General features: G+C 68.9%; 15 protein-coding genes. 11 read left to right on the top strand and 4 right to left on the bottom strand.

The genetic code is table 11. The features are described 5' to 3' along the window. Positions 1 to 121: 121 nt before the first annotated feature. Positions 122 to 817: a maleylpyruvate isomerase family mycothiol-dependent enzyme gene (locus ACXIZN_RS23225; RefSeq protein WP_457956864.1), complete on the top strand. Its 696-nt coding sequence runs from the start codon at positions 122 to 124 to the stop codon at positions 815 to 817. Here ACXIZN_RS23225 and ACXIZN_RS23220 read toward each other — a convergent pair whose 3' ends face one another. The 4 genes from ACXIZN_RS23220 to ACXIZN_RS23205 all read right to left on the bottom strand — a co-directional run bounded on the left by ACXIZN_RS23220 (position 818) and on the right by ACXIZN_RS23205 (position 4,406). Beyond that, positions 818 to 2,152, bottom strand: coding sequence for a copper resistance CopC/CopD family protein (locus ACXIZN_RS23220; RefSeq protein ID WP_457956863.1), 1,335 nt, complete (start codon positions 2,150 to 2,152; stop codon positions 818 to 820). Further along, positions 2,149 to 2,724 carry a hypothetical protein gene (locus tag ACXIZN_RS23215; RefSeq protein WP_457956862.1) on the bottom strand — a complete coding sequence of 192 codons (576 nt, stop codon included), beginning with the start codon at positions 2,722 to 2,724 and terminating at the stop codon, positions 2,149 to 2,151. Before ACXIZN_RS23215 ends, ACXIZN_RS23220 begins: the two co-directional genes overlap by 4 nt. Before the next feature lie 115 nt (positions 2,725 to 2,839). Continuing rightward, positions 2,840 to 3,526 carry a winged helix-turn-helix transcriptional regulator gene (locus ACXIZN_RS23210; protein ID WP_457956860.1) on the bottom strand — a complete coding sequence of 229 codons (687 nt, stop codon included), beginning with the start codon at positions 3,524 to 3,526 and terminating at the stop codon, positions 2,840 to 2,842. Between the two features lie 40 nt (positions 3,527 to 3,566). Next, the gene (locus ACXIZN_RS23205) at positions 3,567 to 4,406 is read right to left on the bottom strand and encodes an AfsR/SARP family transcriptional regulator (protein ID WP_457956859.1); all 840 of its coding nucleotides are present in this window, start codon (positions 4,404 to 4,406) and stop codon (positions 3,567 to 3,569) included. Between the two features lie 221 nt (positions 4,407 to 4,627). Here ACXIZN_RS23205 and ACXIZN_RS23200 point away from each other — a divergent pair, with 221 nt between their 5' ends. From ACXIZN_RS23200 to ACXIZN_RS23155, 10 genes are all read left to right on the top strand, one after another. After that, on the top strand, positions 4,628 to 6,901 hold the full coding sequence (locus ACXIZN_RS23200) for a TOMM precursor leader peptide-binding protein (protein ID WP_457956857.1): 2,274 nt from the start codon (positions 4,628 to 4,630) through the stop codon (positions 6,899 to 6,901). A gap of 42 nt (positions 6,902 to 6,943) precedes the next feature. Continuing rightward, on the top strand, positions 6,944 to 8,404 hold the full coding sequence (locus tag ACXIZN_RS23195) for a SagB family peptide dehydrogenase (protein ID WP_457960579.1): 1,461 nt from the start codon (positions 6,944 to 6,946) through the stop codon (positions 8,402 to 8,404). Positions 8,405 to 8,597: 193 nt separating this feature from the next. Next, complete coding sequence (locus ACXIZN_RS23190) at positions 8,598 to 9,500, top strand: helix-turn-helix transcriptional regulator (RefSeq protein WP_457956856.1); 903 nt, start codon at positions 8,598 to 8,600, stop codon at positions 9,498 to 9,500. A 160-nt stretch (positions 9,501 to 9,660) separates the two neighbouring features. Beyond that, positions 9,661 to 10,617: a DUF1702 family protein gene (locus ACXIZN_RS23185; RefSeq protein ID WP_457960578.1), complete on the top strand. Its 957-nt coding sequence runs from the start codon at positions 9,661 to 9,663 to the stop codon at positions 10,615 to 10,617. Continuing rightward, positions 10,614 to 12,578: a CRTAC1 family protein gene (locus ACXIZN_RS23180; protein ID WP_457956855.1), complete on the top strand. Its 1,965-nt coding sequence runs from the start codon at positions 10,614 to 10,616 to the stop codon at positions 12,576 to 12,578. The genes ACXIZN_RS23185 and ACXIZN_RS23180 overlap by 4 nt, the downstream gene beginning before the upstream one ends. Next, the gene (locus ACXIZN_RS23175) at positions 12,575 to 13,570 is read left to right on the top strand and encodes an enediyne biosynthesis protein (protein WP_457956853.1); all 996 of its coding nucleotides are present in this window, start codon (positions 12,575 to 12,577) and stop codon (positions 13,568 to 13,570) included. Before ACXIZN_RS23180 ends, ACXIZN_RS23175 begins: the two co-directional genes overlap by 4 nt. Further along, a complete protein-coding gene (locus ACXIZN_RS23170) occupies positions 13,567 to 14,919 on the top strand; it encodes a cytochrome P450 (RefSeq protein ID WP_457956851.1) in 1,353 nt (450 codons plus the stop codon). Before ACXIZN_RS23175 ends, ACXIZN_RS23170 begins: the two co-directional genes overlap by 4 nt. A gap of 5 nt (positions 14,920 to 14,924) precedes the next feature. Beyond that, positions 14,925 to 15,482 (top strand): DUF5987 family protein, encoded by a 558-nt coding sequence (locus tag ACXIZN_RS23165; RefSeq protein WP_457956850.1) that lies wholly within the window; start codon positions 14,925 to 14,927, stop codon positions 15,480 to 15,482. After that, entirely contained in the window at positions 15,479 to 17,131 is a 1,653-nt protein-coding gene (locus ACXIZN_RS23160; protein ID WP_457956848.1) for a GMC family oxidoreductase N-terminal domain-containing protein, read from the top strand. The genes ACXIZN_RS23165 and ACXIZN_RS23160 overlap by 4 nt, the downstream gene beginning before the upstream one ends. A gap of 2 nt (positions 17,132 to 17,133) precedes the next feature. Beyond that, positions 17,134 to 18,087, top strand: a complete 954-nt coding sequence (locus ACXIZN_RS23155) for a carboxymuconolactone decarboxylase family protein (RefSeq protein ID WP_457956847.1) — start codon at positions 17,134 to 17,136, stop codon at positions 18,085 to 18,087. The last annotated feature ends 101 nt before the right edge of the window (positions 18,088 to 18,188 follow it).

Genomic DNA, 18,188 nt, shown 5'->3' with positions numbered 1-18,188 from the left:
ACACGCGCCACGGGTGGGTGGTCTTTGCGTTGAACGGTACGCGCAAGCGGGAAGAAGAGTGAAGCCGGTGAACCGGTGGGAGAATGGACGACCATCGCTTACCCCTACTGGAGGTGGTCGCGTGACGAGCAGCCGAATTCGGGTCCCTGGCTGGAATACGGCGACAGCGGCCGAAGGGTATCGGCAGGTCAGAGAGAACTTCGCGATCTTGCTCGCCGATCACGCCGTCGCCGCCGAGCGGGCCGTCCCGGCGTGTCCACAGTGGACCGTTCGGGACCTGCTCGCGCATCTGGCCGAGATCTGCGACCGGGTGATCACCCGGTTCGGTGGCGAGGCCTGCCCGGTGCCGGAGACGGCGTCGGCCGCCGAGGTGCTGAAACTCTGGCTCGAACGCGGCCCCGAGGCCGACACCCTCCTCGCCGACGACGACGACGGGAAGGGCCGCGGCGACATCATGGTGATGGACGCCTTCACCCACGAGCTCGATCTCCGGTACGCGCTCGGCGTTCCGCCGCCCGGGGCGCACGCCGCCTGGCTGCGAGGATTCGAAGTGCTCGTCCGCGGCCTCGGCGACTCGCTCGGCAGGCACGGACTGCCCGGGATGCGGATCGAGACCGAGGGCGCGACCTGGATCGCCGGTACCGAGCCGGTCGCGGCGGTGCTTTCGGGCGCGCCCGTGGACCTGTACCGGTCGCTCGCCGGGCGCCGGAGCCCGGCCCAGATCGCCGCCATGGACTGGCTGGGCGATCCCGAGCCGTGGCTCCGGGCCTTCACCTGGGGACCGTTCGCCCCGCCGGAGGAGGAGATCGAACGGTGATCAGCCGGTCGGGGACATCGAGGACAGCGCCGCGGCCAGCGCGAGCACCACGGCGACGATCAGCACCTCGACCCCGACACTGATCCGCAGTTTCCGCAGGTCGGCGGTTACCACACCGGTGCCGCCGCGCCCGGCGATCCCGCGCCGCACGACGTTGCGGCTCACGTTCGCCACCAGCAGCAACGCGGCGAATCCGGCCAGCTTCAGCAGGAAGAGGATGCCGTAGGCCGACGTCCAGAGCGCTTCCACCGACGGCACGAGCCGGAAGCCGAGGTAGGCGCCGCTGACCACCATGATCACGATCGACCGGGTGGCGATCGGGTGGAACCGCGCCAGCGCCGGCTCGGCCTCGGATGCCGAGTACCTGCCGCGCAGGAGCACGGCCAGCTGGATCAGCCCGCCGACCCAGACGGCCATCGCGCCGAAATGCGCCAGGTCGGCGCTGACCGAGAGGAACATGATCTTGTCGGCCACGGCGTGCCCGGTCGCGGAGAAGCTCAGCATCACGATGAACCCGGCGGCGATGCCGAGGTTCTCGTAGCGCGAGCGCAGCCGGTCCGGCAGGTCGCCCGCGAGCAGCCGCCGCACGATCACGGCGAGCGCGACGATCGCGGCCAGGCGCAGGAGCAGGAGCTTCCCGTACGCCACCCGCAGGGTCGCCTCGATCAGTGCCGGGTCGAAGATCGCGCCCGCCCCGCGGCCGGCGACGTACGGACCTTGCAGCAGGAATCCGGCCACGGCCGTGACCCCGGAGACCCAGATACCCGCGGTGATCAGCTTCCGCGCCGACGGATCGGTGCGGCCCTCCGGGCGGCAGACCAGCAGGAACACCAGTCCGCCCAGCAGCGCGACACCGCCGAAGGAGCCCCAGCGGAAGGTGGTGAACAGCGCGTCGGTCACCGGATCGGTCCCGGTGGAGGCGGACACCGCGCCCGCCGACGTGATCAGGGGGCCGGTGCCGAGCACGAAGGCGATCGTGCCGCGCACCGGATGCGAATCGGTCGAGACGAAGGCGTACTCGACGAGGTAACTGCCGTCGGGAAGATCGGGCTCCAGTTCGACGGCGACCTCTTCGGCGGCCTCGCCCGGCTGGAACACCGGACCGGCCACCACGTCGGTGCCCTGCTGATCGAGCACCTTGATCGAGTTCGGCTGGATGCCGATGTTCTCCGACAGCGTGAGCGAGACCCGGGCGGGGGCCGTGGTGAGCCGGGCGCCGTCGGCGGGGTTCGAGGAAAGCAGTTCGACGTGGGCCGAGGCCGGGGCCGCGGTGAGCACCGCGACCCCGAACCACGCCACCAGCACCGCCAGTAGCGCGAAGAGCCTCCTGGTCACGACGCCGCGGTCGCCAGCTCGCGCCGGCTTTCGGGCGAGCACGTGCATCCGGTCAGCTCCCGCTCGGCGGCGGGGGCCTTCCGGTGCACGATCATCGCGATGATCATCGGGATGGTGACGATCGTGTTGTAGAACAGGTGCAGCTCCACGCGCGGGATGAACAGCTGGATGATGCTGCTCGGCGCCGTGCCGCCGCCGAGCCGCCAGCCGGTCTGCGCCTGGATCAGCAGGAGCAGGTGTTCGATGTGGTGCCAGAACTGCAACCCGAGCGCCAGGTTCCACCACTGCCGCGAACGGCCGGCGAAACCTTTGCGCAGGGCGAACAGCGCGACCAGCATGACGATGGCGTACCCGTAGTGCAGCCATTCGGAGCTGATCAATGCCGGGAAGGGGATCCCGAGCACGCCACGGGCGTCCGCGGTCTTCCAGCCGAGGGCGTAGATCTGGAACGCCTGCACGAGGTGTTCCGCCCAGTGCGCCACCACGACCACCGCGAAGACGGCGAGCGCCGCGCGGTGGTATTTCCCGTTGAGCGCGGCGAACGGACCCGGACGCGAATCGAGTGTGGCCATGAAGGGCTCCTATACGAAAGACCGACCGGTGACGGATCTTGACGATAGCCCGCGATCCGGAGGTTTCCGTTACTCCGGATTGCTGATCCCACCTGCGGAATTTACGCCGGATGGCTCAACGGACGACGATTCCTTCGGTCATTTTCGGAGCGGCGGGAATGTGGAACAATTCCGCGAACAGTTCGAGGTGTTCGAAGGCGCCTTCGAGGCGGATCTTGCCGGTTCGCGTCGCGTCGGCGGCGGTGAGGTCCCCGGTCAGGAGGTCCTTGATGAACGGGCCGAGCGGTTCGATGACCGCGTCGGCGCCGGGGTGCGCGCCCTCCGCGACCTTGAGCGCGCCGTCCTCGACGATCGCGTGCAGGATCATCTCGCCCGGGTAGCGCAGTTCGTAGGTGACCTGGACACCCTTGGCCTTCTCGCTCCGGAAGGTCGTGTACAGCGAGAGGATCGCCGAGTCCAGGGTGAAGACGTCGTCGGCGGACGGCTGCCCGAGCGACCGCGCGCCCCAGAGGCCGAGGTCCAGCACGATCTGGTCGAGCTCGCTGCCGTACTCGGTGAGTTCGTAGACCACAGCGGCGTCGAGCTGGGGGAGCAGGCGGCGGCGGAGCACCCCGGACTGCTCGAGTTCGTTGAGCCGCGCGGACAGCGTGCTCGGCGGGATCTTGGGCAGGCCGGCCTGCAGCTCGGTGAACCGCTTCGGGCCGAGGACGAGGTCACGGACGATCAGCAGCGACCAGCGTTCGCCGATGATCTCCAGCGCCCTGGCCAGACCGCAGAACTGTCCATAGGTACGAATGCTCATCCGTCGATCCTCACTTTCGTTCCGTTGCCGGGAGTGGTGTTCACGCGGGTTCACCCTCGGACAGCAGGCCATGGTGCAGTACCTGCAGTTCGTCACAGGGTTCGACGCCGAGTTCGTAGTTGAGCCGGGTCCGCACCTGACGGTACGTGGCGAGCGCGTCGGAACGCCGCCCGCTGCGGCCGAGCACGCGGATCAGCTGCCCGTGCAAGGCCTCGTCCAGCGGGTTCGCGGCGACCAGGGAGCGCAGTTCGCCGATCAGCTCGTGCCGCATCCCGGCCGCGATATCCGCCTCGATCCGCAGGTGCAGCGTGCTGCGCCGCTGCTCGACCAGATCGACCGAGTACGCCGACAGCACCGGTCCACAGTGGACGTTCGCGAGCGGCGGGCCCGACCACAGGGCGAGCGCGGAACGGAAGGCTTTCGCCGCTTCGGAATGCTCGCCCCGCAGTTGGAGCTCCCGCGCCCGCTGCTGCAACTCCTGGAACTCGAACACGTCCACCTGCTCGGGGGCGATCCGGAACACGTATCCCGGCGGTTTCGTCGCCAGCATGGTCTCCCCGTACGGGGCGAGCTCGTTCTCGTCGATGCACTTGCGCAGCTGGTAGACGTAGGTGTGCATGGTGGTGCGGACGCTGCGCGGCGGGTCGTCGGCCCACAGTTCCCGCACGATCGTGTCGATGGGGACGACCTTCCCCGGGCTCATCACCAGCATGGCGAGCACCTGCAGCAGCTTCGGTGTCGTCGGCGCGTAGTCGATCCCGTCCCGCACGAGTTCGAGCGGGCCGAGGAGGGTGAAACGGACGGGGCTTGCGGGCGTGACCGGAATCGGGTTAGGTGCCGAGCCGTGGTGCGTGTCCGCTACTCGTGATCCGGTGTACATCGCAAGCGCCCTCCAGCTCGATACGCGTCGAGACCTGAATCCCAGTACTTCGACAGTGGCAGAGCGGCCCGGCGCGGGCCAGTGAGCCGTCCACCAGCTGTCGCGTGTGTGCGTCCCGGAAGAACGTGGGTTTTTCATATCCGAGGCGTGAATCGCGCACTGGCCGGGGCGGAGCCCGCCGAGCAGGATTCGAGAATCGAACCGAACTACTGGGGGTCTTCATGCGCGAGGCATCTTCCACGACCGGCTCGATCAATGGTGCCCTGGGGTTCAAACGGCATCTACGCGCGGAGATCCGCGAGGGAAGCGGTGCCTACCTGTTTTCCGAACAAGGGGTCATCGCGATGCGCGGAGCGCAGGTCGCGTCGGTGGCGGCCCTACTCGACGGCACCCGCGACCTCGACGGGCTCCTGGCCGCCCGCCCGGACGGGATGAGCGCAGAACAGGTCACCGGCGTGCTGGCCAGGCTGGTCGAGGCCGGCCTGGTCACCGTCCACGTCGCGGACGAGATCAGCGGGGACGAACGCGCGCTCGCGTACTGGGACGCGTGCGGTCTCGACGCCTCCGCGGTGGCCGGCCGCCGGAAGCCGGCGACGGCGAGCCTGACCGCGGTCGGCCGGGGCGTCGACACCTCGCAGGTGGCGAGCGGGCTGGCCGCGAGCGGGATCGAGGTGGTCGGCACGGCGTCCGAACTGGCCATCGTGCTGTGCGACGACTACCTCGACCCGCGGCTGGCGGAGATCGACGCCGAGCACCGGCGTACCGGGCGGCCCTGGCTGCTGGCCCGGCCGTCGGGTGCGCAGGTGTGGATCGGCCCGATCACGCAGCCCGGCCGGTCCGGCTGCTGGCACTGCCTGACGAACCGGTTGTGGGGGCACCGGCACGCCGAGGCCTGCGTGCAGGAGGTCCTCGGGCACGACGGTCCCGCGTCGTTCCCGATGCCAGCCGTGCCGCCGCTGACCGCGGCCGCGTCGCACCTGATCTCCCTCGAAGCGTCCAAATGGCTGGCGGGACACCGCTATCCGGGGCAGCAGGCCGTGTGGATCCTGGACACGCTCGACCTCCAGGGGCGCCTGCACGAACTGCGGCGCCGCCCCCAGTGCCCCGAATGCGGTGACGAGGGGATCGTCGCCGCGCGGACGGCCGAGCCGGTGGTGCTGCGGGAGGCCAAGAAGGCGACCTCGGGCGGTGGCGGGCATCGGACCCTCACCCCGGTCGAGGTGCTCGACCGCTACGGCCACCTGGTCAGCCCGGTCACCGGGATCGTCAAGGAGATCTCCCGCGACCCGCGGGCGCCGGCGTTCGTGAACGCGTACCACTCCGGCAAGAACGTCGCGCGCCGCGTGCGCGGTGAGGCGGGGCTGCAGGCCGGGCTGCGCGGGGAGAACGGCGGCAAGGGCGCGAGCCCGATCGACGCCGAGGTCGGCGCGCTGTGCGAGGCGATCGAGCGGTACTCGGCGAACTACCAGGGCGACGAACTGCGGATCCGCGACACCTTCCGCGCGCTCGGCGAGGAGGCCGTCCACCCGAACTCGTGCATGCTCTTCGACGAGCGTCAATACGACGGCCGCGCCGAGTGGAACGCCCTGCACGCCGACTTCCAGTACGTCCCGGAACGGTTCGACACCGAGGCCGCCATCGACTGGACGCCGCTGTGGTCGCTCACGCGGCAGCGCCGGAAGCTGATGCCGACCGCGTACCTCTATTACGGGGTGCCGTGGGAATGCGGGCTCACCGGGATGCGCGCGGACTCCAACGGTTGCGCGGCCGGAAGCAGTATCGAGGACGCGATCCTGCAAGGACTGCTCGAACTCGTCGAACGCGACGCCGTCGCGATGTGGTGGTACAACCGGCTTCCCGTTCCCGCCGTGGACATCGCTTCGTTCGACGACCCGTGGGCCGAGGAGATGGTCGGCCAGTACGCGCGCGCCGGCCGGGAACTGTGGGTCCTCGACCTGACGGCGGACCTCGGTGTCCCGGTGATGGTCGCGCTTTCCAGGAGTATCGTCGGGCCCCGCGAAAACGTCATGATGGGTTTCGGCGCCCACCTGGATCCCAGGACGGCGCTGCGGCGGGCGGTCAGCGAGCTCAACCAGCTGATCCCGGCGGTGTTCGCGAACGACGCCGAACTCGACGATCCCGACGCGGCACGGTGGCTCCGGTACGCGACGGTCGCGAACCAGCAGTATCTGCTGCCGGCGCCCGGCCGGTCGGCGAAACGGGCCGCGGACTTCAAGTTCGTCCGTCGTCCCGACGTCCGTGACGATGTGGAGTGCTTGGTACGGAGGCTTTCCGTACTGGGAATGGAGACGCTGGTGCTGGACCAGACGAGGCCCGACATCGATCTCCCGGTGGTCCGGGTGGTCGTTCCGGGGCTGCGTCCGTTCTGGAGCCGCTTCGCCCCCGGACGGCTGTTCGACGTACCGGTGCGCCTGGGCAGGCTCGCCGAACCGACTCCCTACGAGCGGTTGAATCCGTTCCCCATGTTCTTGTAGATCAAGCTGGAGCAACAGTTGACGACAGATCCCCCCGGCGGTGTGGCCGAAACGATCCCCCTGTGGTCGCTCACCGACGACAGCCTCGTCGAAATCAGTGAGGACGGCTCACTGGTGGTCGTCACGCGCTGGGGTGAGCACGAATTCCCAGAGGCGGAACCGCTGGTGGTGGAATCGTTGCGGCGGATGGCCTTGGGGCCGGTGTCGCTGGCGAACGTGACGTCGTCATGGGAGCCCGTCGAACGGGAACCCGATCTCGAAGGCGAATTGAGCTGGACGGCCGAGGGTGCCGACGCGCTGCGGCAGGTGCTCAAGGAACTCGGCGGTTCCGTGGTGCGCTCGCTCGGTCTCGCCGACGGCCGCGGCCCGCTGCTGTCGGTGATCCCGGTCGTGCTCGCACCGGTGTTCGCACCGGTGGCGATCCCCGCCACGCGCCCGATCCGGTTGTCCCGCTTCAGTTCCCTGCGCTCCGACGCCGACGGGATGGGGCTGGATTCGCCGTCCGCGCGTTATCGAGTGGTGCTGTCCCAGCCGTGGGCCGTGCACGTCGTGGCGACCCTCGCGACGGCGAAGTCGGTGGGGGAGATCGTGGCCACGACCGGGATCGATCGCGGCGTGGTGGGCGCGATCGTGTCCTATCTGGTCGCCGCGGGGGTCGTCCAGGCCGCCGGGGAGAACGGCAGGTTCGCCGAAGACGACGATCCCGAACTGGGCGTGTGGTCTCCGGACGAGCTGTCGTTCCACACCACGAGCCGCACCTGGCGGCCCGGCGGACCGGCCGACCTCGCCGGGCTCGGGAATCCGCCGGTGGTCAAGGCCCCCACCGGCGAAGGCCCGACCTACTCGCTGTTCCGGCCGGATCTGGCCGAGCGCGCGGAAACCGATCCGACGCTGACGGCGTTGCTGGAGAACGACCACAGCTGCCCGGAGTTCACCGAAAGTGTGCTGTCGGCCGAGCAGATCGGCGAGTTCCTGTTCCGTGGCGCGAGAATCCGGTCGATCGGGCCCGCGCATCTTCCGAACGGGCCCGCGCACAGCGCCTCGCAGCGCCCGTATTTCAGCGTCGCCTGCCTGTACGAACTCGAGTTGTACTTGTCGGTGAACCGCTGTTCGGGGCTGGACCGCGGGATCTACCACTACGATCCGCTCGGCCACCGGCTCAGCCTGGTCAACGACGACGTGGCCGATCTCGACGAGATGCTCGACATCGCGATGATCGGTGGCGGCAACCACCGGCGGCCCTCGGCGCTGATCACCGTCACCGCGCGGATGCCGCGGATGGCGTCCGTGCTCGGCGGTGGCGCGTACGCCACGACGCTGGCGCATGTCGGCGCGTTGCAGCAGACGCTCTACCTCGTCGCCCGCGCCATGGGACTGGCCGCGCACGCCGTCCCGGTGGACGCCGGCGACCGCGTCGACCGCGCCCTCAAACTCGACTGGCCCGCCGAGGTCGGCGTCGGTGAATGCGTGCTCGATCTCCCGGTGGACGCCGTGGGGGAGTGAGCGGCTTCCCGGCGAGGCGGTCGTGAGTGGTAGAGACGGTTCTAACCGTCTCTACCACTCACGACCGTTCGCCGATCGCGCAAGTTCGGACAAGACCACAGGACCCATCTCGATCGCTCATCGAGCCCGCTGAAATCACCGACGCGTTAGCTGGCGTACAGAGAAAAGCGACAGCGAATCCGAGGTTGGTCTGATGCAGCTACGAACAGTCGCCATGGCGGCGAACGAGAAAGGCGTCACCGAACCCGGTCGGCACCCTGAGCCGGCGTCCCCCTTGCAACCCGCGGTGCTGCAGGCCATCACCGCGATGCACGCGAGGTATTTCGACCCGATCACCTTGAGCGACCTGGCACAGGAAGTCTTCGTCAGCCCGTTCCATTTCTCGCGGATCTTCGCGAAGGCGACCGGTGTCACGCCCGGCCGCTACCTCACCGCGATCCGGCTCTTCGAAGCGAAACGACTGCTGCTGACGACATCGCTGACGGTGTCGGACATCGTGTGCAGCGTCGGCTACAGCAGTGTCGGCACGTTCACGAGCCGCTTCACCCGTGCGGTCGGGATGACCCCGACCCGGTACCGCGATCCCGAGGTCAGCGAGCTGCTCGTGGCGATGGCCCCGCACTTCCAGCGGCTTCCGACCCTGGAAGCGTTGCACAGCGCCGGAATGGGCAGCCCCACGATGCGAACCGGTACCGGCACGATCAGCGTGCGGGTCGAGACCCCGCGCGGGGCAGGCCCTGCGACCGTCCTCATCGGACTGTTCGCCGATTCGATCCCGCAGTGCGGCCCGGTCGCCTTCGGCGGCAGGGCGAACGTCCTGTCCGCGGACATCGAGATCCAGAACGTCCCCGAGGGCCGGTGGACCGTCATCGGGGTGGCCGAACACGCCGCCGGGACCGCGGCGTCCTCGTTCTCCGTGGGTACGCTGCCCGGCCGCGTCGACATCACCCGGTACGGCATGGTCCACCTCCGGATGCCGATGCGCGCCCCGCTGCCGACCGACGCGCCGATGGCGATCACCCTCGCCGGCGGCCCGACGCCGGCGGGGAACCGGACGGTCGCGCCGGCGCCCGGGTACCTGCGCGCGGTGGCCTGACCGAAACGCGTTCCCGCGTTCTCCCGGTCTCGCAAACCGGGAGAACGCGGACGCAAACGTGGAGTAGCTGGGCTATCACCACGCATGTGACGCTTTAAGCGATCCGGAATTCGAATCCACCCGTTAGGGGGAGAGTGCGTTGGGCAATGGTTGGCGCACGATCAGACGCCGCATGATCACGCCGGACGTCTCCGAGACGTCACTGGACAAGCGCGGTTTTCACAAGAAGAGCCCGGCCGCTCAAGAATTGCTGGAGACCGTCGGTGAGAAATTCCTGCTCGGTTACGCGCACGCGGTCGAGGCGCGTTCCGTCGGGCAGGCGGAAGAATGGCTCGAACGTATTCCGGTGAAATACCGCGGCTTCGCCTACGAAGGCGCGGGAATGGGTTACGGAATGCTGGACGGGCTGCCGGGCGGCGGACGACGGCATATCGCGGGGTTCCTCGACGGGCCCGGTGAGAAGCACGACTACATCATCTACGTCGGCGTCGGCTGGGCGATGGCGCGGCTGCCGCGCTTCCGCTGGCCCTCCGCCGAGGACTTCGACCCGTTGCTGCGCTGGCTGGTGCTCGACGGCTACGGCTTCCACCAGGCGTACTTCAAGACGGCGAAGTACATCGACGGGCAGTTCCAGGACCCCGGTTTCTCGTGGCCGCCCGGTAACGACGGGTACTCGCTGCGGGCGATCGACCAGGGCATCGGACGGGCGTTGTGGTTCATCTGCGGTACCGACGTCGATCTGGTCGCCGACGCGATCGCGCGCTTCCCGGAGCGCCGCCACGGAGACCTCTACGCCGGGGTCGGGCTCGCCTCGACCTACGCCTGCGGGGTCACTTCCGACGAACTGCTGAAGCTGGCCGAGTTCGCGGGTGAACACCGCGGGAACCTCGCCCAGGGCAGTGCTTTCGCCGCCGAGGCCCGCGTCCGCGCCGGGCTGCTGATCCCCGAGACCGAGGTCGCCACGCAGGCGATCTGCGGGCTGCCGGCCGAACGGGCCGCGGCCATCACCCAGGAGGTGCGCCCAGCGACCGTGGTCGACGGCGAACTCCCGGCATTCGAAACCTGGCGACAGCGCATCGCCGCCGAGGTACTCACTTCTGGAGGTGCAGGGAAATGACCGCGACCTTGGGCTGGCTCCGCAAGCAGCTTGCGGGCATCGTGGCCTTGTTGCTGATGGCGGGTCTGTTCGTGGTGGCCCAGCTGCCCACGGTCTCGACCGCCGAGGCCGACACGATGGCCTCGAAGTACGCGTTCGAACCGCTGACGATCGCCTTGCCGGAAGCGGCGAAGAGCCAGTCGATCCGGACTGTGAACAAGGACTACGAGCACATCCGGGCCTGGATCTCGTCGGTCGGCGCCGCGATCGCGGTCAACGACCTCGACGGCGACAAGCTCGCGAACGACCTGTGCTTCGTCGACCCGCGCAGCGACCAGGTCGTCATCACCCCGACGCCGGGCAAGGGCGGCGACCGGTACGCGCCGTTCGCGCTCGACGCGGCGCCGCTGCCGATGGGCAAGTACATCGCGCCCATGGGCTGCGTGCCCGCGGACTACAACGAGGACGGCCGGGTCGACCTGCTGGCCTACTACTGGGGCCGCACCCCGATCCTGTTCCTCTCGAAGCCGGGCGCCACGAAGCTGGAGCCGAAGGCCTACGAGCCGGTGGAACTGGTTCCGGGCAACAACTCCAAGAACGGGGAGTACTCCGGTCCACTGTGGAACACCAACGCCGCCTCGGTCGGTGACTTCGACGGCGACGGCCACCAGGACATCTTCATCGGCAACTACTTCCCCGACAGCGCGGTGCTGGACGACCGCGTCTCCGGCGGGGTCGAGATGAACAAGTCGATGTCGCACGCGGACAACGCCGGCGGCAAGTACATCCTGCGGTTCACCGGCGCCACCCAGGGCGCGAAGCCGACCGCGTCGTTCGCCCTCGACGACAAGGCCATCCCGGCCGACGCACAGGGCGGCTGGTCGCTCGCGGCCAGCGCGACCGACGTCGACGGCGACAACCTGCCGGAGCTCTACATCGGCAACGACTTCGGCCACGACCGCCTGCTGTACAACAAGTCCCGCCCCGGCCACGTCGAGTTCGCCGAGGTGAAGGGCGTCCGCGGGCCCAACGACCCGAAGTCCAAGGTGCTCGGCAACGACTCCTTCAAGGGCATGGGCGTCGACTTCGCCGACCTCGACCACGACGGTCTCTACGACCTGTACGTCAGCAACATCACGACGTCCTGGGGGATCGAGGAAAGCCACTTCCAGTTCATGAACACCGCCAAGGACACCGCGGATCTGCGCGGCCGTCTGCAGGGCGGCGAGGCGCCGTGGGTCGACCGCAGCGCGCAGGCGGGCACCGCGTGGTCCGGCTGGGGCTGGGACGTCAAGATCGCCGACTACAACAACAGCGGCGAATCGGTGATCACGCAGGCGACCGGGTTCGTCAAGGGCGACGTCAACCGCTGGCCGCAGCTGCAGGAACTGGCGACCTCGAACGACGAACTGCTGAAGCACCCGTCCTTCTGGCCGAACATGGTCGCCGGTGACGACGTCGGTGGCGACCACACCCTGCACTTCTGGGCCAAGAGCCCCGACGGCCGCTACACGGACCTGGCCCCGCGCCTCGGTCTCGCGGTCCCGGTGCCCACGCGCGGTATCGCCACCGGCGACGCCGACGGCGACGGCAAGCTCGACTTCGCCGTGGCCCGTCAGTGGGAGCAACCGATCTTCTACCGCAACGTCAGCCCCGACGCCGGGTCCTACCTGAACCTGAAGCTGGTGCACGACAACGCATCGGCGGACGGCCCGCTCCAGGCGGCAGGCACCGCGGCGATCGGCGCGCAGGTCACCGTCATCACCCCCGACGGCAAGAAGTACATGGACCGGGTCGACGGCGGCAGTGGCCACTCCGGCAAGCGCAGCCACGAGATCCAGATCGGACTCGGCAAGGTCACCGGGCCGGTGAAGGTCTGCCTGCAGTGGCGCGACCTGACCGGGCAGATCCGCACGCAGGAAGTCCAGCTGACCCCGGGCAGCCACACCTTCCAGCTCGGCGCTCAGGCTAAGGAGAAATGACCGTCATGGCTGAGCAGACACTCACCGCACCGAAGAGCAACAAGACGATCACGGCCCTTCGCCGGTTCGCGATCTCGATCACCGTCTTCAACATCATCGGCTATACCGTGCTCGGTTTCGAGCAGCCCTACACCTATCCGTTCATCGCGCTGGCCACGGCCTACGCCACGGAAATCCTGCTGGAGATCATCGGTGCCCGGACTCAGGGCCGGGGCGTCCGCTTCCGCGGCAACGGTTTCAAGGGACTGGTGGAGTTCCTCTTCCCGGCGCATATCACCGGTCTCGCGCTGAACATGCTGACCTACGTCAACGACCAGGTGCTGGTCATGATGTTCGGCGTGGTGGTCGCCGTCGGCGCCAAATGGGTCCTGCAGGCCCCGGTGCGCGGCCGGCTGCGGCACTACATGAACCCGTCGAACTTCGGCATCACGATCATCCTGCTGGTGTTCCCCTGGGCGAGCATCGCGCCGCCGTATCACTTCACCGAGCAGGTCGACTCGTGGGTCGGCTGGCTGATCGTCGGCATCATCATCGTCTCGGGCACCGTCCTCAACGCGATGCTGACGCAGCGGATGTGGCTGATCGGCGCCTGGCTGATCACCTTCGCCCTCCAGGCGATCATCCGCGGGTGGATGTTCGACACCGCGATCCCCGGCGCGCTCGGGATGATGACCGGGGTGGCGTTCGTGCTCTACACGAACTACATGGTCACCGACCCGGGCACGACCCCGTCGAAGCCCGCGTCGCAGGTCCTGTTCGGTTCGGGCGTGGCGCTGGCATACGGGTTCTTCATGGTCGTGCACGTGGCATACGGCCTGTTCCTCGCCACCGCGCTGGTCTGCCTCATCCGCGGCGGGTTCCTGTGGGGGCTGCACTTCTCCAAGAAGGCCACCGAGAAGTGGGAGGCCGAGCAGGCGAAGGCGGCCGAAGTCACCTCCCTGCCCAAGCCGGCCGAGAAGCCGGAGACGGAAACCGGGGCCGTGGCGGCATGACCCACGGTGCGGAAACCAGCCGGGCGGCGCGTCTCGCGCCGCCCGGCCCGCCGCGCCGGGCGACCTTCGGTCTGCTGAAGAAGCTCTTCACCGACCGGCTGGCGCTCATGTCGGATTCGGCGGAGGCGCACGGGGACGTCGTCCGGATCGCGATCGGTCCCAAGACGATGTACCTGGTGAACCACCCCGATCTGGCGAAACACGTGCTCGCGGACAACGCGGCCAACTACCACAAGGGAATCGGCCTCCAGGAGGCCAGGCGGGCGCTCGGCGACGGGCTGCTCACCAGTGACGGCGACGTCTGGAAGAAGCAGCGCCGGACCATCCAGCCGGTGTTCCAGCCCAAGCGGATCGCGCGGCAGGCCTCGGTCGTCGCGAACGAGGTCGAAGGGCTCGTGAAACGCTTGCGGGACACCGAAGGACCGGTGGAGATCCTGCACGAGATGACCGGGCTGACCCTCGGTGTGCTCGGCAAGACCCTGCTCGACGCGGACCTCGGCGGATTCACCTCGCTGGGGCATTCGTTCGAAGCCGTGCAGGACCAGGCGATGTTCGAAGCGGTGACGCTGAGCATGGTCCCGCAGTGGGCCCCGCTGAAGAAGCAACTGCGGTTCCGGGAATCGCGGGCCGATCTCCGCCGGATCGCCGACGAGCTCGTCGCGCAGCGGCTGGCCAACCCGGTCGAGAACGGCGAGGACGTGCTCTCGCGCCTCATCGCGACCGACGGGACCCGCGAGCAGATGCGGGACGAGCTGATCACCCTGCTGCTGGCCGGGCACGAGACGACGGCGAGCACGCTGGGCTGGGCGTTCCACCTGCTCGACGAGCATCCCGAGATCGCGGCGAAACTGCGTGCCGAGGCCGACGCGGTACTGGGCGACCAGTCGCCGACCCACGACGACCTGCACCGGTTGCCGTACACGGCGCGGGTCGTGGAAGAGGTCATGCGGCTGTATCCGCCCGTGTGGCTGCTGCCGCGGGTGGCGCAGGCCGACGACGAGATCGGCGGCTATCACGTCCCCGCCGGATCCGACGTCGTCGTCGTGCCCTACACGCTGCACCGGCACCCGGAGTTCTGGCCGGAGCCGGAGCGGTTCGACCCGGACCGGTTCGATCCGGACCGGCCGAGCGGGCGTCCCCGCTACGCCTACATCCCGTTCGGCGCCGGGCCGCGGTTCTGCATCGGCAACAGCCTCGGCGTGATGGAGGCCGTCTTCGTGCTGACGATGGTCCTGCGCGACCTCGAACTCAGGAAGCTCCCCGGCTACGAAGTGGTGCCCGAGGCGATGCTGTCGCTCCGGGTGCGGGGCGGGCTACCGATGACCGTGCACACCAGGAACAGGAGGTAGGTTCCATGGATTCGGACGAACACGTCAAGGTGTCCACTTTGGAGGCCTACGCGGACACGATCCTGCCGGGGGAGAAGCGGTTCCCCGGCGACCACGCGATCGCCGGCGCGGCGAAGGGGCCGGGCGCGGTCGTGGCGGGCGCGCTCGAACTGCTGCACACCGACGCGACCGGGGTGACCGTCGGGCTGCCGTATCTGGCGCAGTCCCTCAACGAACACGCGAAGGGCTACGCCAAGGAGCACGACCTCACCCTTGACGAGTCGCTGCCACCGTTCGTCGCGTTGTCCTTCGCCGACCGGACGGCGCTCGTGCGGTCGCTGACCGCGCCCGGGCATCCGGAGAAGGACGGCTGGGTGAGCCTCGCCCTGTTCTGCAACATGTCCTTCGACAGCGCGGCGCACAAGCACACCGCCGAAGCCATCGCCGATGGGCATCCCGGCCTGCTGGCGATGGGGTACACCGCGCCGGACGAAGACGGGCTGTGGCGGTTCCCGAAGTTCTCCTATCGCCGCGAGCTGGCGCGGCTCCACCCCGACACGACACCTTCCGGGAGTCCCGCATGACTGCCTACGACAAGACCGACGTCGTCATCGTCGGCAGCGGGTTCGGTGGCTCCATCCCCGCCTACCACTTGGCCGCGGGCGGGGCGAAGGTCACCGTGCTGGAACGCGGGCCATGGCTGGAGACGAAGGACTTCGAGCACGATTACCTGCTCGGTTCTTCCTACACCCGGGCTTTCGACTTCGTCGTCGGCGACGGGATGAGTGTGCTCGGCGGGAACTGCGTCGGCGGTGGCAGCGTGGTGTACTTCGCCGCGATGCCGCGTGCGCCGAAGTTCGTGTTCGAGCGCCACGGCAGCATCGGCCGCCGCATGTGGCCTTCGGAGATCACGCGGGACTCGCTGGAGCCTTGGTACGACCGCGTCTCGGAATCGCTTCCGGTGTCCAAACAGGACTGGAACGACGTCTCGTACGCCGGTGGCCTGTGGGCGGCGTTCTGCGACCACTCCGGCCGGACCGCCAACCCGGCCCCGGTCGCGGTGGACAACGACCGGTGCGTGAACTGCAACTTCATGATGGCGGGCTGCCGGTTCGACGCGAAACGCTCGCTGCTGACCAACTACCTGCCCGCCGCGCTCGCGCACGGCGCGAAGATCCGGCCGCTGCACGAGGTCCAGCGGATCGAGCGGATCGACGACGGCGACTACCGCGTGCACTTCAACATCGTGGACGACGAGGACTACCGGCTCCAGTCCGGCAGCGGGACGATCGACGCGAAGATCGTCATCATCGCCGCGGGCGCCGGCGCGACCCCGGTGATCCTGCAGCGTTCGGAGGCGGCGCTGGGCACCATGCCGCACGGGGTCGGCCGGTACTTCTCCGGCAACGGTGAGCGGCTCAACACCGCGATCATCAACGAGGAGCGGGTCCGAGAGGTGCTCGGACTGTCCCGTGAGGACGGTAAGGTCTACGAGGCCAACCACATCGGCAAGGGCCCGACCGTGGCGAACTGGGACAAGCTCGACGGTTCCCTGCCGGAGTACGAGCGGTACTCGCTGGAGCAGCTGTACTTCCCGCCGGGGCTCGGCACGATCCTGGCGCAGGTGCCCGACGGCGACGAACCTCGCTGGTTCGGGGCGCAGAAGAAGGAGATCCTCAAGAAGTGGGCCTCCTGGCTGACCATCTTCCTGATGACCGAGGACGACAACGAGGGTGTCTTCGGCGCGCCGCCGCCCACCGGCAACGCCTACCGCATCTCGCAGCAGATGCTCGGCCGCGGTCCGCTGAAGTACGACCCGACGCCGAACACCCGGCACGGCTGGGCGCTGGCCGACGCGGAGTGCAAGGAGATCCTCGAGAAGGACGGCCTGGCGAAGGTGTCGCCGTGGACCAACGACGTCGTCGGCGCGTACACCGTGCACCCGCTGGCGTCGTGCCGGATCGGTGACGACCCCGCGACCTCGGCGCTGCACCCGAACCACGAACTCCGCGATCACCCCGGGATCTTCGTGACCGACAGCGCTTCCGTGCCGGGTGCGCTGACGGTGAACCCGGCGATGACGATCGCGGCGCTGGCCGAGCGGTCGGTGCCGGGTATCGTGCGGGCGCTTCAGGCACGCGGCGTCGACGTCACCTACGGCGCTCCCGCCCCGGACGGCTCCATCACCGGGCGGCGTGCTGTCGGCAAGCTGTCGCTGGTGGCCGGGAACTGATCATGGCGCCTGCGCTGGTGAGGATCGCGCTGAGACGGGCGTTGCGCGAAGTCCGGTACGTCCGGCCGGTGTCCTTCGGCCGGGCGACCGGACTCGTGCGCGACGTCTACGGCCGGCTGGAACGCGACTTCGGCATGCTGGCCCCGCCGGTGGCACTGCATTCGCCGTCGCCGGACGTGCTCGCGGCGAGCTGGGTGATGCTGCGGGAGTCGCTGGTGGCGGCCGGAGAGACGAGCCGGGCGGACCGGGAGGTCGTCGCGACCCTGGTGTCGCGGGAGAACTCGTGTCCGTACTGTGTCGAGGTCCACGGGATGGCACTGGACTCGCTCGGGCACTCTTCGGAGGCATCGGCGATCGCTTCGGGGAGGCCCGTGGCGGATCCCCGCACGGGGACCCTTTCGCCAGGGGCCCGCGCGGAGCTGACCGCGGTCGCGTTCGCGTTCCAGTACCTGAACCGGGTGGTGAGCGTGTTCCTCGGGCCGTCGCCGTTACCTTCGTCCGTGCCGGATTCGGCGCGTGCCAAGGCCAAGGCGGTCCTGGGGCGGTTCCTTCGTCCGGTGGAGGATGCTTCGCCGGGGGAGTCGCTGGAGCTGCTGCCTCCGGGGTCGGGGGATTTCGACTGGGCCGCGGGCAATCCCGTGGTCGCGGACGCCTTCTCCCGTGCTTCGTCGGTGTTCGGCGCATTGGCGGTGCCTTCGGCCGTCCGGGGGGCCGTGGAGCGGGAACTGTCCACTTGGGACGGTGCGCCGCCTGGGCTGAGCCGGTCCTGGGTGGACGCGTTCGACGATCCCGGGGTCCGGTTGGCCTTGGTGGTCGCGAAGGCGCCCTATCAGGTCGACGACGCTCTGGTCGCGGCCGCGGGGCTGGCTGATCGAGAGCTCGTCGAGCTGGTGGGGTGGGCGGGTTTCACGGCCGCCGCTCGTGCTGTTTCGGTCGCTTCGCCGCGTGGTCGGTGAGGCCGCGCGGTCGGTGTCGTGTTGCGAAAGCCACTTTCGGGACGTCTGATGTCCCGAAAGTGGCTTTCGCGACGTCGGGGGCCCGTTCCTGACGCGACCGG

This window comes from Amycolatopsis sp. TRM77291 (assembly GCF_054166285.1).
This window is presented reverse-complemented; position numbering and strand designations above follow the sequence as displayed.

Excerpts from the sequence above, each read along its gene's own strand:
- ACXIZN_RS23215 (WP_457956862.1), bottom strand. The coding sequence starts at position 2,724 with ATGGCCACACTCGATTCGCGTCCGGGTCCGTTCGCCGCGCTCAACGGG.
- ACXIZN_RS23210 (WP_457956860.1), bottom strand. The coding sequence starts at position 3,526 with ATGAGCATTCGTACCTATGGACAGTTCTGCGGTCTGGCCAGGGCGCTG.
- ACXIZN_RS23205 (WP_457956859.1), bottom strand. The coding sequence starts at position 4,406 with ATGTACACCGGATCACGAGTAGCGGACACGCACCACGGCTCGGCACCT.
- ACXIZN_RS23200 (WP_457956857.1), top strand. The coding sequence starts at position 4,628 with ATGCGCGAGGCATCTTCCACGACCGGCTCGATCAATGGTGCCCTGGGG.
- ACXIZN_RS23190 (WP_457956856.1), top strand. The coding sequence starts at position 8,598 with ATGCAGCTACGAACAGTCGCCATGGCGGCGAACGAGAAAGGCGTCACC.
- ACXIZN_RS23180 (WP_457956855.1), top strand. The coding sequence starts at position 10,614 with ATGACCGCGACCTTGGGCTGGCTCCGCAAGCAGCTTGCGGGCATCGTG.
- ACXIZN_RS23175 (WP_457956853.1), top strand. The coding sequence starts at position 12,575 with ATGACCGTCATGGCTGAGCAGACACTCACCGCACCGAAGAGCAACAAG.
- ACXIZN_RS23170 (WP_457956851.1), top strand. The coding sequence starts at position 13,567 with ATGACCCACGGTGCGGAAACCAGCCGGGCGGCGCGTCTCGCGCCGCCC.
- ACXIZN_RS23165 (WP_457956850.1), top strand. The coding sequence starts at position 14,925 with ATGGATTCGGACGAACACGTCAAGGTGTCCACTTTGGAGGCCTACGCG.
- ACXIZN_RS23160 (WP_457956848.1), top strand. The coding sequence starts at position 15,479 with ATGACTGCCTACGACAAGACCGACGTCGTCATCGTCGGCAGCGGGTTC.
- ACXIZN_RS23155 (WP_457956847.1), top strand. The coding sequence starts at position 17,134 with ATGGCGCCTGCGCTGGTGAGGATCGCGCTGAGACGGGCGTTGCGCGAA.